The organism is Sporosarcina ureae (assembly GCF_002082015.1).
In the GTDB taxonomy this organism is placed as follows: Bacteria; Bacillota; Bacilli; order Bacillales_A; family Planococcaceae; genus Sporosarcina; species Sporosarcina ureae_A.
Window position 1 is genome coordinate 298,477 of record NZ_CP015109.1, and the last position, 15,798, is coordinate 314,274.

The window sequence follows — 15,798 nt, forward strand, 5'->3', positions numbered from 1 at the left end:
GTTTTAATTATGTCGTCATTATTTTTTTATCCATTTCGACTCAACAGGAATTCCTGCATCAGCAAAAAGATTATATACGGGGCATCTTCTTTCCACTTCTGCTTTTAATTGCGCAATCGCATCATCTGATTCATTCGTAGTGATTTCACAAACAAAACGCACTTTCTGAAAATGCGTTTTCACGCCTTCTTCCCCCATTAAACCCTTGGCATCCACGATACCTGTCGTATCAAAATCAATTGCTGTAAAAGTAAAACCTTGTTCGTTCGCAATTAATGGAATCATCACTGCCTTACAGCCATTCAGCGCAGCCGCAATATACTCGAGTGGATTTGCACCGGTATCCGTTCCACCTAAATGAACAGGTTCATCCATCGGAAATCTTTCAAAGTCGCGGATTGTATGTGTAGAACGAACCCCTTCCTCCCACTTCGCTGTAGCAGCAATCTTTACTAATGTATTGTTTGTTGTTGACATATACCCCATCCCCTTTTAATCCATACTATTATAATATGTATTGTAGCATATTGAAATGTTGAATGGAATAGAAAAAGAAAGATTATCGTTAGAATTCACAGAAATCTTTAACGTGAGCGATAAATATACTACGAGCCCAGTAGATCAGCCCATTATACACTTTGATTCAATTGATGAAAAAAACATCTAACCACTGCAATAGCTAGATGTTACCTTAAAAAGTGCTTATATAGTATTCTGGGAAAGATTTCGACTTTGACTTGTTTATATGCCTAGAATTTTTCCCATATTTCACCGAAAGTTACAAAGTATATTTACTAGCCGCTGTATCATTTCATTTACTGATTATTTCAGCTGGGGTAATTGCTTCATACGGAAGAGATGTCGTGCTAATTTTCGTGATGAACCAATTATCACGTCCAAGTTCGGGGTTCTTTTCTACAGTCACCACTTTATACCCTTTGCCCAACTTTGCATAAGAAGTGATTACATCATATACAAGCGTGAATTGTTGCGCAGTTTTACTGATTTTACAAACATGCACAATATGAATAGTTGACACCCACGGACTCGATTGTCCAGTTACCCAATTATTTTGTACAAATTGCTTTTCTGTACGTTTTCGAAGTGCTGGTGATCATACTGCATGTTGAACAGCACCACTTCGGGTTTGCAATCCTAACATCCATAGTTCAACTGTTTGTAAACCCTTCCATACATACGTATTGTGGTTGATTATAAGATGTTTTTTAACCAAGTTAATATATAAATAAATAAAAATGGTTCAATCCATACAAGGCAAAGTAAAATAATGAAAAAAGACGCGCATGATATGATTTTCATTGCTCCCTTTTCCTCTTTGGAAAACGCAATAAAACTAAAAATAATTCCACATACTAAAAAGATGAATCCGATCAGAACAACTGGTTCAATTATTTCAGTTGTTAACCAATTGATCACGAATGCTAGCAGTCCAGTAACTACAAAACAAATGACCATGTACTAAAAGGTCTTTTCAAGTAAAGCAACCTCCTTTTGCTAAGCGTCTATGTGGCATAAAATCGCACTTACTGTTACTTACCATTTTTTCTGGATGCTTCTGGCGTAGCGTATATTCTATGACTGTACCTATTTGTCCAAAAACCTATTTCATCAATCTATTATATAAAACAAATTATTTTCTTGTAATACTTTTTCAGCTACATTAACTATGGAAATTCTACTGTCATGTAGTTGTTCCATGTCGGTAATTTTCATCATAGTGTAAGCCATCACTTCAGGTGCAATGAATTCATCTGGATGGCTCAGAACGATTATTGCTTATCACAACATCCCTCGCTTCTATTTTTCAAACAGTAGAACTGATATAGTAGTAAATGAAACTAATTGCAGCAGATTAGTTACTAGTCACAGATAATTAGTATTCATATCGTATTATTTAGTTTACATAATATTATTATTTTTATTGTCTTATGTGAAACTCTTACTATACCTGCTACACTCAACTAAACTAGGACCCCGAATTATATATCTTAAACGTTTCCATTTTGCGATAAAAAATTGTTTGCTTCACAATAATGAAACGTAAATAGTCGTCTCATTGCATTTTTAACACTACCTTTCCTGTAGGATGTTGTCTTTCTTTATAGCTAAGATCACCTATCTTATGGAAATATAGTTCATATGTATATAGGCTAAGACAAAACTTGATAATATGAAAAAACCGCGTGTGTCTAAGTTACGATGAACTTCGTTTTCACGCGGTTTTAACTTTGCTTATTTATTAATTGTAATAGATTTCCCACTTATTTTGCAGCTATTTTTCACTTTTCCTTCGTATACAATCTGAACCGATTCTAGCGTAATGCGTTTTCGACGACAACAAAAGCTACTCTTTTATACGAGTCGATTCTCCAATGATTCGATCGCCAATTTTAGCGCAATCAAGCGACGCTCATTCACCGTTTTCTGAGGACTACCATCCTTTGCTTTGGCTAATTGTTTTTCGATAGACGGAACGATACTTTGCAAAACTTTCTTGGATTGTAAGATCTCTTCTTTGTTATGGAAAAAGTCTATATCGCGCCAAACGTCATGTAGGCTCTCCAACCCGACTTGTATAGCGTCACGTCGTTTTTTCACTAATGCTGTATTAGAACCTTTTTCTGTCATACTTGTATAAGCATTCGAAAGCTTAGTCAAAGTGGACTCTAAAGAGTTAATGGACAGTTCTTGGACTTCTTGGCTAACCGTTTTCATATTAGAACCTCATCTTTCATTTCAAAATATTTAAAGGTTAGTAGTTTTTATACTGACACTCTTCATTCGAGTTGCAGGCGTGCCAGCCCTTTTCCGCTATTGCTACTATTTAGGCTGTGAACTCCCTATCCTTTGCACTTGGTAAAATGAAAGTTACGCTATTTTAATCGGTGTTTCTTTCACAATTTTATAAACTACTATAGCCGTAATCGTGGCTATAACGAATGATGCGATGATCGCCACTACAACATTAGGTACCGGAATATCAAAGTTGAATAATCCCATCAATGGTTTAGGTGTGTCGAACGACCATAGCAAATCATATAAAGATACTACTACGACTGCAACTATAATGGTTACAAATCCTCCAAGCCCTCCATAACGATAAAACCCTAATCCAATTAGCCATCCAACTAGAAAATAGATCATGACTACGAAGAAATAAGAGACACTAGTCAGTAACCAACTGTTTACTCCAAGTGAGGATAACACAACTTCTTTGAATACGTTGATGTTCAATACATGTACTATCCACGTTAGAATCGTTGTTAGACCTATGACAGTAATTGCTAAGCCTATCGCTGAAAGCAACGCTCCTTGAAAATACGACTTTCTAGTAACGCCATATTTCACATACGTTGTGAGGAATACGGAGCTTGAAATGATCCCACACACGAGCATAAATATTGTAGTTGTTTGAAATGTAAATGTTAGTAACGAAATGGACCTGATATCTGGTTCATCGAGGAACCAAACAATTGCAAAGTACGCAACATACACAATGGGCAAATACCACGCTACCCATTTCATTTGGACTAAGTACAGGTCAGCACCTATTTTCTTTCCCATCGCGTTCATTTTACTCTCCCTCCTTTGTTAAATGAATAAATAATTCATGAAGTGAAACATTTCCTATTTCTAGTTCTTTTCGTTTTATTTCGTCTTCTTTTTCTTTCGTTAATTCTCCGTACAACATCATCGATTTCGTACCGCCTAGCTGTTCTTCATTTAACACATGAAGTCCGGCGACCACTTCTACTACATCACTAGTTGGACCTGTAACAGAATATCCTCTTTCTAAAAGAGTGTCCACTTCCTCTTGAAGTATTAATGTACCTTGATGAATAATAAGCACTTCGTCAAATAGGTATTCCATTTCTGAGATTAAATGGGTAGATAAAATGAAAATTCGGGGATTGCGTGCTTGCTCTTCTAAAACTTCATTGTAAAAAATTTCACGTGTTGGGGCATCCATTCCTTGATAGGCTTCATCAAAAATCGTGATGGGCGTTTTACTCGCTAGCCCAATTGTTACATTAAAAGCAGATTGCATACCTGCCGATAACTTTCGTAATGGTTTGTTGGTTGGGAGGTGAAATAGCTGAACCAATTGTTCCGCATACTTTCGATCAAATGTAGGACGGTAGCGCTCGGCTAGATCAAAATATTTACTGATTGTGTCATGATGATCTTTGTAATCTGTTTGATGAACAAACATTACTTGAGACATTGCATTCTCGTTTTCAAATATGTTCTCTCCATCTATTTTCATTTCTCCACTCGTTGCCTTCCGATAAGCGGCTATTACAGATAGTAAACTCGTTTTTCCAGCACCATTGCGCCCGATCATTCCATAAATCTTTCCGTTCTCCAACGTGAAGTTAATATCTAATAACGCTTCAAATTCGTTATACGAAACACTTATGTTACTTGCCTCTACTTTTCTAGTCATCCTCTACACTCCCTTTCAACTTTTCCATTATTTTCACGATATCGTGATCTACTAACTTGAGTTTTTTCGCTTCTTTTAACATGGGCAAAACAAATTCCTCAGCGAATCCTTCTCTTCGTTTGAGTACCAATTTTTCTTTTGCGCCTTCTTTCACAAACATTCCCACACCCCTTTTTTTATAAATAATCTCTTCTTCAACAAGGAGGTTAATTCCCTTTGAAACCGTGATGTGATTGATTTTATAAAACTGCACGAGTTGGTTTGTTGATGGAATTTGATCATGTTCTTGTAGTTGATTATTAATAATTTGATCTTCAATCATTTCTTTTATTTGAAGGTAAATAGGCTTTTTATCATCCAAAGATTTACTCATTCCGTATGTCACCTCTTTTCATGATATGCTGTACTTAGCTATATGGTTATATGGTTATGTATATAACCATATAACCAATTAAATTATTAGTCAACTAAAAAAACGATCACTTGGAACATGATCGTTTTTGAATAGTATAAGTTTATTATGATGGAAATAGAAAGTGTTTAGTGTATACTATCCAGCTTAAACTTCACTCCGATTCTTTCGTCTGGTGACAATTGGTTTTTCCATAGTTCATAGCTTTTTTCCATCATTGCCCGGGAAAGTGTTCCTGCTTGTTGATCATCAGCTGATAATGCAAAAGACAGTAACTTATTATAATAATGTAATGAAGCTTCACGGCGAAATGAGCTTTCAAAGTATTTCACTGCCATTTTCACGTAGGCCGGCTCAAAGCTGTTTAACACGAGCGAGAAAAGCGGATTCTCGGATAATCTAGCTAACTCCTTTTGAAGTTTCCAATCATACGATGCAAAAGCTTCCGCCGTGTCTGACAACTCATCTATTTCAGCGAGTAATCCTACTACTTTAGGATAATTGTACAGTACCGCTTTTTGTACATATTGAGGCGTTAACGCAATACGCAATTCCAAAAAATAGAGAACGAATGCATCAGGTACTTGATCAAAGTACTCGATAATATCTACGATGGTTGTAATATTGCCTCTGTTCCAATATTCATTGACAACAGCGCGTTGTCCTTTTCGTAATGTCAGCCAGCCTCCGTGACTCAGACGCTGCAAGATTTCTCGAATAGCGGGCCGTCCTAGTTCATACATCGCTGCTAGTTCTCTTTCCGTTTCGATTTGACTGCCCGCCACATATTCTCCTTGAAGAATTGCTTTAATCAGTTCTTTTTCAACAGTTGTTGTTCGATTCATGGCTAGATCTCCTTTATTCACTACTTACGTACGATTTTCTAAATTTCTAGCAGTATCGCTTTTATCGACTGCTTTTTGATCTTTATACGTTCCAAACGTTTTGTCGATAGCTGTATGTGTAACCCCAAACCAGTAGTTTTCATTTTTAAAATGATGCCAAAGATGTGCTTTCTTTATACGTTTTCCTATTTCGGTACGCGGTTGAACGGGGCGGTGCGCAATATAATGTTTCCATTCATAATACATGAAATAGACGATGATGCCTGCTAGATACGCCACTGTGAATGTAAAGTTACTTGTAATGAAATAAAAAGCAATCGTAAATATGGAAAATCCAGGTAAGCTAAACCAAATTGGCAGAAACAACAGTTTTAAATTTGTTGGATCTACATGATGATCAAAATGTAAACGCTTAATCGTTTTCAATAAAAATGGATGGGTTGGCGTTTTCATATGGAATAAAAATCTATGAATCATATATTCGCTCATTGCATAAGTAGCCATCCCAACAATAAATGAAACCCATACACTAAGAGAGAATGCGTGTAAAAGAGTATAACTAATCAGCGGAATCAATAGCACAAGCATCATCATAATGTCCGAAAACATAAAGAACTCTTTTACATATTTTGTATTCATCAACCGTCCTCCTATCTTATTGTCAATCAATCTATAAAGCATATTAGCTAACCAATTTCATTTGGTAAGACCATAAATAAAATTGGAATTACCAAAATAATATATTGTTCAGAATTAATAGTTAATTTATTTTTTGGAAATGGAAAAGTACTACATAAAGAAGCAAATCTAACGTTTCTTATGCAGTGCTATTTTATTCCTCCATTAATTGATACATGTTATACTACTCAAGCGGCAAGTTACATATAGCAACGAACTTATTTCAGCTAAGGATATCTGCTTCTGGTCGTTGCCAGGGTGGGTATCCTTTGCTGCGTCAAAATACGTTTCATTCATATATACTTTGCATCAGTCTGTTTTTAGAAAGGAAGTAAATTGTGTCTTCATTACAAATTGTTCAAGTACGTTATCCAAAAGCGATGGCTTTCACTCTAATGTTCGGAGCTTTTATTGGGTTATTCGGTGAGACGGCTTTAAATATGGCTCTTACCAATATTATGGCCGACTTCTCGATTAACTCAGCAACTGCACAGTGGTTGACTACGGGGTATTTATTAACGTTAGGTATTCTCGTTCCTGTGTCGTCTCTTTTAATCCGTTGGTTTACAACGAAACAATTGCTCGTTGCGTCTTTAGCCTTTTCAATAGCCGGTTCATTTTTAGCTGGGCTCGCTCCGAGTTTTGCCGTGTTATTTATAGGTCGTGTCGTGCAAGCGATTGGAACAGGAATATTATTACCATTAATGATGAACGTCATTTTATTGATATTCCCGATCTATAAACGCGGTGCCGTTATGGGCGTCATGGGGCTTGTGATCACGACAGCTCCCGCGATTGGACCTGCACTCTCGGGATTAATCGTCGACACACTCGGTTGGTCATACATTTTCTGGGTCAGCCTTTTATTTTATATAGGATTAATCGTATTTGGTCTCAAAAAAATTGACAATGTCTCACAAATCACGAAACCAGCGATCGATATCGTTTCGATTATATTATCAACGGTCGGGTTTGGTGGGGTTATTTATAGTTTAAGTACTATGGCAGAAAATTCTTTAACGTCTGCATACGTATACCTTCCATTATTAGTCGGTTTCGTTTCTCTACTTTTATTTGCGGTAAGACAGTTCAAGATGAAGCAGCCGATGATCAATTTACGTGTGTTTAAATATCCGATGTTCACGTTAGGGATCGTACTATTGTTCATTGGCATGTTTTTAATCTTATCTACTGCCATTTTGCTGCCCTTGTATATGAGAACGTCTTTGCTCGTCAGCGCAGCAGTAGCGGGACTTGTTTTATTACCAGGCAGCGCGTTGAACGCATTGTTGTCTCCAGTCATAGGTATGCTGTCAGACAGATTCGGCGTCAAAACAATATTACCGATCGGCTTCCTATTAACTTCGATTTCGAGTGTATTGTTCATTATCATTATTTCCGCTGAAACGCCTATTTGGCAAGTAGTCATCGCTTTCTTAATATTCTTCGTAGGGATTGCCATGATTATCATGCCTGCTCAAACGAACGGATTAAATGAATTACCGCGCGAACTCTATGCAGATGGTTCGGCTGTCACGAATACTCTCCAACAAATCGCTGGTGCTACGGGAACAGCTTTGGCGATTACATTCATGATACATGGAGAAAACTTATTTCTAGAAGCTTCTCCTAGTGCTTCGTCTGTTGATGTGATTGCAGCGGGTACGAAATATGCATTTTACTTTATCGCAGCGTTTGCTGTTACAGGATTTATTGCGTCTCTGTTTGTGAAACGTGTTCGTGTGTAACCGAGGTACTTCAGTCAGCAAGGGATTCATGAAATAGCGATAACTGATTTCATTACCCTCACACTCACTTTCGCTATGCAGAAAGTTTACTTAAAGTATCAAGTCTAGCTGTTTACGAAGCAACGATAAATTATATCCATTAACAAAAACCCTTCTGCGATGACTCCATCGTAGAAGGGTTTTCTTGTATAGTGACACGTGTTTAAATTAACGATTCCAGATTCAGAGCAACCTCAATATTCGTAATAACCGCTGTCTGAATTCACTACGACCGTATCAAGACCTTGATCTGTCTGAACCGTGAATTTGTATTTTTTATACGTATATTTTTCTCCGCTTTTCTGATCTGTGCCAGTGGCTGTTGACTCGGAGACGAAATGAATCGTAATGTAAGCAGGGTCTTGATACGAATAGTCATAACGCAAAATCTGCTTCACTTCGTCCTTTGTCAGCTCAAAATTACGCTTGCCGATTCCCGTATATTTCAAATCATGTATCTTCCATTTGCCACTTTCTTTTTTAAATATATAGTCAACGAAAGCTCCACCCGAAACTGGTCCCGGTGAATCTAGTAAAATTGTGTTGACGACCAGTTTATCTTTGCTCGGTTGCGAATACTGGAGACGAACCGACAATTCCGATACATAATACGGGAAGAACGATGTATCGCACGCGAAACACACATACGGATAATCGCGCTTCATCTGAATATCTGCAAATCTAGCAGTGGCATATGGCAGTAATTGCGAACGAATTTCACTGAACTTCTTATTCGCTAGGAACCCTCTGATCATCACACCTTCTACTTCAGCTGGTGTACGGTACAGAAGATTCAGTACTTGCGCCTTGCTCACTTTTTCTGTTTCCACAGGCGTAACGCCTACTTTCAATGAACGGCTCAAAAACTCCGCATAATGCGCGCGTGTAACTCGTTTATTGGGCATAAAAATACCGTCATCGCCTTTTGCTATACCATTCTCAAGCAACACATGCGCATGAACAAAACCCCAATGATCCAAATAAAGGTCATGGAAGCCGCCTGGTCGATCAGTCAGTCGAAAACCGAATGCTAAGTCCAATATTTTCGCCATCTGAATTCGTGTGATCGGTGCGTCAGGATTGAATTTTTGATTCGCCCCTCCGCTTACGATCCCTGCTTGCGTCAAATTCATGATGGGCTGATAATATGGATGACTGAGTGGTACATCTTTGTAGATCAACTTCTTTCCTGCTTTTGGTAGCTTCAGTGCCTGATCAAGTAATGTCGCAACATGCTTGCGACTAATTGGATCATTCGGTCGGAATGTACCATCTGGATACCCGCTAATAAGTCCTTTCTTCTCCATCTCTTGGATCGCTGCATAGTTCGGATGTTTCTTCGGTACGTCCTTGAATTCCTTTGCGGATGCCTGTCCAGAGTTTACGAAAACAATGGATAAAACGAACAGCATGGCGGTCCACAACAACGTTTGCATAAGTTTTTTCATGACTTCACTCCTAGTTTGCCATTATAGTATTTGTTTCACTCCGAAAGAAATATTCATGAGTGAAACATTACTATTTATTTTACATGAATAGGCTTACTTTGCTAGTCTAATAATACTAGTTGGTAGATTTTTGTTAAATAGTAATTATTTATTCGGAATATACAGCATTAATATATTGAAGAGTCCCTATACAGGTAACAAACACAATGCCCTGCTGTATATCGTACTCAGTGATGACGGATTGATGAATGGTATATTAAAATAGTGCAGGTATAAAATACAAACATTACTATATAAACAACCATGAAAGATTCTCAATCAAACACTTTTCACTAAAACTATCACACAAAAAAGCAAGCGTCTATTCCACGCTTGCTTTTTTGTGTTTACGGACCCCATTGACCTTCAAAAATTGTTAATGTAGAGATGTTGATGATGCCGTACATTTCTTGAACGTCTATGCTTATGCTTTTCGCGAAACCAGGCAGTTTCAAGACGCCCAACACTTCTTCCACTTGAACGTGGTATTTTATATATATCGAAGCTCCATTTAACATACTGCCCGACACATTAAGTGTGCCTTTTCCCTCATTTAGTGGAATAAGTTGAATTTTTGTTTTAGTATAGCCTGGCTTTCCATAGACCATAACTGATTCATATAAATCTGTATCTGTCTTCCATATAACACCTTCAATTTCATCCAATCCAACATCTTTAGCCTCTAATGTGACCATTGACGGCTTCATTTCTTCTGTGACTTCCATTAATTTAGCGGCCTGTCCTCTTGTCACATCTGTATTTATGCCGAATGTGTTAGGTGTAGTCCCTGTAGTAATTCCTAATTTATAAAGGATCAAGATATTTTCACTGTGCGATTGTGAAACATGAATATCTTTGAACGGATTTTTCATGCTCTGAAAATTGTAGCGTGGTAAATCAAATGCTTTTACAAGAATTGAAGTAACGTATAGACGTTGAATTTTGGATATAGTTTCAATTTGATTTACTATTATTTCCACAAAAAAGCAGACACGTCATTCGTGTCTGCTACCTACTCATGCACTATAATTAGAAATCTTTATGCAACTCATAAATAGTGGAAGGCGTGATATTGATTAAACCGTTCATTTCTTGAATTTCTATCTTCATACCCGTAGTGGTATTCGCTAAACCTTCGCCCGGCACAAAATGCGCTCCATCTACCGAGTTCTCAAATTCCATCTCCACAACCCCTACTGCCTTGGCGGTAACACGGAACACATTCGTTCCGGGATCTCTTGTAATGCTTGCGATGTCATTCGCATTTAGTGTTAGAATTGTATGCTTTCCTATCTTTTTCAATGCTTCCTTATCATAATAATAATCATGAATGAATAATTCTTCTACATCAAATACATACGTTAACCGTTCTTTTAATGTTTTTATATCGTAATGGAATCCTCTATCATGATGAACTCCTTCTTTTGGCACTATAGCTTCAATCGCATAGCGAACATCTTCACCTGTAGCAAATCGTGCTGTCGCAATATACTTTCCAGGTTTTTCAATCTTAATGCATGTAAAATAGTCATAGTTAGTGCAATTTTCGAATGGGACATTGTCAGACACCAAGTTCCCTCCTAGTGTAGAAAGGCTGATGTTTTTGACCTTTTCTTCCGGCGATACTTCGAGTAACGCATCTGTCGGTACATAATCGTCCGTCGCTTCAAGGGTTAGCTTTAATTCACCATTCACATTTTTGATAAGAATATAAAACTTTTTAGTTATTCGCTTTCCTGAAATAGAGCCGCCAACGCTGATCCTCCCTTTTCCTTCTTTCAATGGGAGGAGCTGAGCCCTCTCTTTTGTATAACCTGGTTTTCCGTATACAGGCAGTAACGTATACAGCTCCTTGTCGCTATTTGTTATAGAACTCGCACCATAAAAATCATCAAACCCGAAAGTTTCTGCTTCTAACGTGATCATCGTTGTGGGTTTGTTCTCTTCGGTTGCTTTCATCAATTTAGCTGCCTGCCCTCTAGTTACAGGCGCGTTCACGCTGAATGTATCAGGCGATGTTCCTGTCGTGATGCCTAATTTATAAAGGGTCAGGATATTCGGACTGTGCGAACCTGTGACAAGAACATCCTTGAACGGATTTTTCACATCATATACACTATAGCGCGGCAAGTCGAACGCTTTGACGAGGATGGAAGCCAATTGCCCTCGCTTCACGGGATCATTTGGTCCATAACGTCCGTCTTGATAGCCGCCAATAATATTTGCTTCTGCAAGCGCGGCAATTGCTCCGTGATAGCCGTTTGCTGTCGAGACGTCTGAGAAGCCTGGATCTTTGACATTCTTTATGTCCATTCTGCTCAACTTCGCAATAATTGCAGCGGCTTGTCCACGTGTAATTGATTTACTCAGTTTAAACGTGCCGTCCGGATAACCTCCAATAATATTGCGTTCTGCCAACTCATTTACCGCTTCTGCAAAATGTTTCGTAGAAGGCACGTCAGAAAATCGTTGATTACTTGCAGCTGAGCTTGATAATGGGAGGCTAAGTACAAGCAAACATGCACCCAGTATTATGAATAGTTTCTTCCTTTCTATTGTTTATTCATATAACAACGTACAGACGGAAAAATCAGGAAATAGTTTCAAATTATTTTGCAAGTATAGTGGCATCCCGGTACGTAAGAGGAGATGAAAAGACCGCTAATTTGTATCCACTAGCGGTCTTTCCTAGCGTAAATACTTACTTAATTACTTCTTAAATACATATTTCTTCCTATCTTGGCCAGTTACGATCAGCTGTGTGTCAGTGACCGACATGTGCTTCCCTTGAATACTCGACAGTTTACTAGTCTTCTGATCAAGCAAACTATACTGATAAATACCTGTTTTATTGAAGAAATACATCATGGAGTGATTGAACAGCACGGATGCATTGTTTTGGTTTTCATTCGGGATAAATGATGGTTCTGATGGATCTTCATAAAATAGGATTCTAGCGTCAAAATCACGTACTTTTTTTCTATCTGATCCATCCATAGCGACAGAGTAGAGTGTTAGTTTACTGTCTTTCGGTATGTTAGGCGTGCGGTAATAGTCTCTTTTCGTTGCTTCATTTGTATAATAGATGCGGTCATTCCAAATAAATACGTTTCGCATCGTCTCACCAGAAAACGATGACATGATCATAGAATCTTTGGGTCCTGTAAATCGTTCCGTTTTTGTCCGAATGACGCCATATTCCATCGGTAATTCTGAAGCTTGGCCAATTGCACGTAAATAGGGAATGAATACTTCATCATTATAGACAATTACATCAAACCAGTTTTCCATATAACTAACCCAGACTCCGTCGGCCGCTTCGAAATCTTGTTGATTCAAGATTTTTTCACTTTTACCTGTTTTCAATTCTTTTTTTACCAATCCATTATTCATACTGTATGAAAAACCATTCTGCTCGACCGTTTTTCCTTTCTGACTGACATATGAATGGTATCGACCGATTTTCATTGAATCATCAAGCGCTCTTGTCAGAAAAGCTGAGAATTGCGCGCGCGTCACCGATTGGGATGGCATGTACTTGCCTTCCGATCCGCCAGCAATGCGTTGTTTAGCAATGCCGTTAATGTCAGCATACGCCCAGTGCGCTGGAACTACATCGACAAATGTCGGTTGACTATCAAACGGTATATTGAATGAACGGCGCAAGATGGCTGCCATTTGTGCCCGTGATGTATTTTCACTCGGTCGCATTACACCATGATCACCGCGAAGAATTCCTTTTTCATTCACCGTCGCCAAAATTTTATAATATGACGACTTCTTTGAAACGTCTTTAAATACCACTTTAGGATTTTCTATGAGCGGAATCTTTAGAGCCTTAATGAGCATGGCGGATGCCTGCGCTCGTGTGATGGGTTCATTCGGTTTGAATGTGCCGTCTGGATAGCCACCAATAATATTGCGGTCGTATAAATACTGGATTTCCTTTTTCGCCCAATGTCCATTCATGTCCGTAAACTCGGCCGCTTGCGCTTGAAACGGCATGGTTGCAACCATAAATAGTAATGCGATGAACGAGACTGTGAGTTTTTTCTTCATCTGTTTCTCTCCTATATTCGTAGTACGCACTGTGTACTCTTCTCAACTGCGCACCCTACAGACGAAGATACTTAAAAAAAGTTTCAAAAAAATACCAACTCCTCACACGATAGTTTTGGACCTGGCATCTTACATCATAGTTCCACGTATTTTTTCGTCAGTATTTATTGCACACGTTTATATGTAAAAAGTATCAAATACAAGTCTCGCCAAGTATCTCCGCATTACTGATTGCCTTCTATACCACACATTTTTACTATTCCCGCTCGAATGCGTCAATCTGTTCTGGCGTGCCAAGCAACAGCAATACGTCCTCCTCATGCAATGGTCCCGACGAAGGTTCCCCGATCAGTTCGCCATTGCGCAAAATCCCGACTGGTAAAACACCGAATCTCTCTTGGATATCGAGTTCATGCAATGAATGCCCCACAAAATGTGATTCGGCAACGATTTTCACTTCACTTATACTGAACTCAGCCTGACCTGGACTACGAAGTTGCCGAATGCGCGACATGTCGTATGGTTCGAGAATGGACATTGCAAGCTCCCTGCCACCGATTGCGTACGGATTGACAACATGCTTCGCACCGGCTTTTTCCAATATTGTTTCAGAACCTTCTTGATTGGCGCGGGCTGCCACGTCGATGTCTTCATTCAAGTTTTTAACTGTCAAAGTAATGAATACATTATCCGCATCATCCTGCATAGCAGCAAATAACGCGCGGGCATGCAGTGCGCCGGCGCGTTCCAGCACTCTTTGTTCAGTCGGATTGTCCACGATCCGCAGTGTATCCGTTTCTAAATAATCTTCCATAAACTGGTGATCTTCGCTGATGAATATGATCGCAGCGTCCGGTTGCGACGCGCGGATTTCATCATACACTTGTTTCGCAAAATTGCCCGATCCGCAGATGATAATATGATCGTTCAATTTCTTTACCTCTTTCTCCATCCGCTTCTCCCTCACTTTCTCCGGAAAATGCTTCTCAAGGAAATACGAAGCCGCTGTTCCGAAACCATAGCTGAACACGGTAATTCCCGCTGGCACGACGAATAACGTAAACAGCCTGCCACTTTCCGTCCGTGGGTAAATATCTCCATATCCGATTGTCAAAATTGAAACAATCATCAACCAAAGTGCATCAAATAAACCGAGATTCTCGAAATGCATAAATCCGACAACACCGATCAAGACCAACAGAACGATCAATACTCCCATGATCACAATTCTTCGATATCGTACGCTTATTTTAGCTATCGATCTTCCTTTCATGGCAGTCTCCTTTCACTACAACATTCACGTATATTTCTTCCAGTTTACCAAATCATTCATGAATTCGTACAAAAAGATGCTTTCAGTACATTGGGGTATGTGGGTTGACCCGTGTTTCTTGTAAGCATGAAAACTACCTGCAGCAAACTATTACTCACGTTTGCTGCAGGTAGTTTAAATTTTTTTTCAGTTTCTACTCTTACTATGTTTTATCACTCCTATTCAAAAATCAAGTTCAGTTGATGTCTACCATCTTTGACGTTTTCACTTTATAGTACAACATATGTCTATCTGGAACCTGTACTTCCACTGCGTAGCGCGCTTCTTTTCCGTCAGTAAAGCGGACTGTCGCGATGAAGTTACCCGGCTTATTGACACGAATGAACACGTCGGGCGAATCGGCATACCCTTCAAACGGCATGTTGCCCGATAAGACTTCCCCATCCGTACGAGCGAAATGAATATTTTCAACCTCTTTACCCGCTGCCAGTTTTAGTCGCGCCCGTGTCTTCAAAACATCGCTCGCGTATTGCAACTGTACCTTCAATTTACCGTCGACCTTCTTCACATCCACATAGTATTTATGATAGTAGCGTTTGATATTTTGATCTCCCATACCATAATTACCGCCCAGCTGTAACGTTCCTCTTCCTTCTTTCAACGGCGTCACCTGTACGCGGTCACCGGTATATCCTGACGGCGTCTGTCTCCCTTTAATAATAGCTGCGTGAAATGAAACGGTGCCAGGTCCCAACACTATATTGAATAGTGTCGGGACCTGGCACCTTA

General features: G+C 39.0%; 15 protein-coding genes. 1 reads left to right on the top strand and 14 read right to left on the bottom strand.

All coding sequences use genetic code 11. The features are described 5' to 3' along the window. Window positions 1-18: 18 nt before the first annotated feature. The 8 genes from SporoP17a_RS01475 to SporoP17a_RS01515 form a co-directional block, all read right to left on the bottom strand. Complete coding sequence (locus SporoP17a_RS01475) at window positions 19-477, bottom strand: OsmC family protein (RefSeq protein WP_083031419.1); 459 nt, start codon at window positions 475-477, stop codon at window positions 19-21. Between the two features lie 334 nt (window positions 478-811). Further along, window positions 812-1,039, bottom strand: a complete 228-nt coding sequence (locus SporoP17a_RS01480; protein ID WP_083031422.1) for a hypothetical protein — start codon at window positions 1,037-1,039, stop codon at window positions 812-814. A 1,334-nt stretch (window positions 1,040-2,373) separates the two neighbouring features. Then, window positions 2,374-2,736: a hypothetical protein gene (locus SporoP17a_RS01490; RefSeq protein WP_083031428.1), complete on the bottom strand. Its 363-nt coding sequence runs from the start codon at window positions 2,734-2,736 to the stop codon at window positions 2,374-2,376. A gap of 153 nt (window positions 2,737-2,889) precedes the next feature. Then, window positions 2,890-3,594 carry a hypothetical protein gene (locus tag SporoP17a_RS01495; RefSeq protein ID WP_083031431.1) on the bottom strand — a complete coding sequence of 235 codons (705 nt, stop codon included), beginning with the start codon at window positions 3,592-3,594 and terminating at the stop codon, window positions 2,890-2,892. A gap of 1 nt (window position 3,595) precedes the next feature. Further along, window positions 3,596-4,468, bottom strand: coding sequence for an ATP-binding cassette domain-containing protein (locus SporoP17a_RS01500; protein ID WP_083031434.1), 873 nt, complete (start codon window positions 4,466-4,468; stop codon window positions 3,596-3,598). Next, complete coding sequence (locus tag SporoP17a_RS01505; RefSeq protein ID WP_083031437.1) at window positions 4,461-4,841, bottom strand: GntR family transcriptional regulator; 381 nt, start codon at window positions 4,839-4,841, stop codon at window positions 4,461-4,463. The genes SporoP17a_RS01500 and SporoP17a_RS01505 overlap by 8 nt, the downstream gene beginning before the upstream one ends. Window positions 4,842-5,008: 167 nt before the next feature. Then, window positions 5,009-5,725, bottom strand: coding sequence for a GntR family transcriptional regulator (locus tag SporoP17a_RS01510; protein ID WP_083031440.1), 717 nt, complete (start codon window positions 5,723-5,725; stop codon window positions 5,009-5,011). Between the two features lie 24 nt (window positions 5,726-5,749). Continuing rightward, window positions 5,750-6,364, bottom strand: coding sequence for a sterol desaturase family protein (locus SporoP17a_RS01515; RefSeq protein ID WP_083031443.1), 615 nt, complete (start codon window positions 6,362-6,364; stop codon window positions 5,750-5,752). A 419-nt stretch (window positions 6,365-6,783) separates the two neighbouring features. Here SporoP17a_RS01515 and SporoP17a_RS01520 point away from each other — a divergent pair, with 419 nt between their 5' ends. After that, window positions 6,784-8,151 (top strand): DHA2 family efflux MFS transporter permease subunit, encoded by a 1,368-nt coding sequence (locus SporoP17a_RS01520; protein WP_083035829.1) that lies wholly within the window; start codon window positions 6,784-6,786, stop codon window positions 8,149-8,151. A gap of 233 nt (window positions 8,152-8,384) precedes the next feature. On the opposite strand, the gene SporoP17a_RS01525 is transcribed toward SporoP17a_RS01520, so the two are convergent. The 6 genes from SporoP17a_RS01525 to SporoP17a_RS01550 all read right to left on the bottom strand — a co-directional run bounded on the left by SporoP17a_RS01525 (window position 8,385) and on the right by SporoP17a_RS01550 (window position 15,670). Then, on the bottom strand, window positions 8,385-9,638 hold the full coding sequence (locus tag SporoP17a_RS01525; protein WP_083031446.1) for an S-layer homology domain-containing protein: 1,254 nt from the start codon (window positions 9,636-9,638) through the stop codon (window positions 8,385-8,387). Between the two features lie 386 nt (window positions 9,639-10,024). Further along, on the bottom strand, window positions 10,025-10,657 hold the full coding sequence (locus SporoP17a_RS01530; protein WP_083031449.1) for an S-layer homology domain-containing protein: 633 nt from the start codon (window positions 10,655-10,657) through the stop codon (window positions 10,025-10,027). 49 nt (window positions 10,658-10,706) lie between these two features. Next, window positions 10,707-12,134 carry an S-layer homology domain-containing protein gene (locus tag SporoP17a_RS01535; protein WP_156890504.1) on the bottom strand — a complete coding sequence of 476 codons (1,428 nt, stop codon included), beginning with the start codon at window positions 12,132-12,134 and terminating at the stop codon, window positions 10,707-10,709. A gap of 252 nt (window positions 12,135-12,386) precedes the next feature. Further along, window positions 12,387-13,736, bottom strand: coding sequence for an S-layer homology domain-containing protein (locus SporoP17a_RS01540; protein WP_083031454.1), 1,350 nt, complete (start codon window positions 13,734-13,736; stop codon window positions 12,387-12,389). Between the two features lie 256 nt (window positions 13,737-13,992). Continuing rightward, a complete protein-coding gene (locus tag SporoP17a_RS01545; RefSeq protein WP_083031457.1) occupies window positions 13,993-15,009 on the bottom strand; it encodes a potassium channel family protein in 1,017 nt (338 codons plus the stop codon). Window positions 15,010-15,244: 235 nt separating this feature from the next. Next, a complete protein-coding gene (locus tag SporoP17a_RS01550) occupies window positions 15,245-15,670 on the bottom strand; it encodes a hypothetical protein (protein ID WP_083031460.1) in 426 nt (141 codons plus the stop codon). Window positions 15,671-15,798 lie beyond the last annotated feature (128 nt).

Excerpts from the sequence above, each read along its gene's own strand:
- SporoP17a_RS01475 (WP_083031419.1), bottom strand. The coding sequence starts at position 477 with ATGTCAACAACAAACAATACATTAGTAAAGATTGCTGCTACAGCGAAG.
- SporoP17a_RS01490 (WP_083031428.1), bottom strand. The coding sequence starts at position 2,736 with ATGAAAACGGTTAGCCAAGAAGTCCAAGAACTGTCCATTAACTCTTTA.
- SporoP17a_RS01495 (WP_083031431.1), bottom strand. The coding sequence starts at position 3,594 with ATGAACGCGATGGGAAAGAAAATAGGTGCTGACCTGTACTTAGTCCAA.
- SporoP17a_RS01500 (WP_083031434.1), bottom strand. The coding sequence starts at position 4,468 with ATGACTAGAAAAGTAGAGGCAAGTAACATAAGTGTTTCGTATAACGAA.
- SporoP17a_RS01505 (WP_083031437.1), bottom strand. The coding sequence starts at position 4,841 with ATGAGTAAATCTTTGGATGATAAAAAGCCTATTTACCTTCAAATAAAA.
- SporoP17a_RS01510 (WP_083031440.1), bottom strand. The coding sequence starts at position 5,725 with ATGAATCGAACAACAACTGTTGAAAAAGAACTGATTAAAGCAATTCTT.
- SporoP17a_RS01515 (WP_083031443.1), bottom strand. The coding sequence starts at position 6,364 with ATGAATACAAAATATGTAAAAGAGTTCTTTATGTTTTCGGACATTATG.
- SporoP17a_RS01520 (WP_083035829.1), top strand. The coding sequence starts at position 6,784 with ATGGCTTTCACTCTAATGTTCGGAGCTTTTATTGGGTTATTCGGTGAG.
- SporoP17a_RS01525 (WP_083031446.1), bottom strand. The coding sequence starts at position 9,638 with ATGAAAAAACTTATGCAAACGTTGTTGTGGACCGCCATGCTGTTCGTT.
- SporoP17a_RS01540 (WP_083031454.1), bottom strand. The coding sequence starts at position 13,736 with ATGAAGAAAAAACTCACAGTCTCGTTCATCGCATTACTATTTATGGTT.
- SporoP17a_RS01545 (WP_083031457.1), bottom strand. The coding sequence starts at position 15,009 with ATGAAAGGAAGATCGATAGCTAAAATAAGCGTACGATATCGAAGAATT.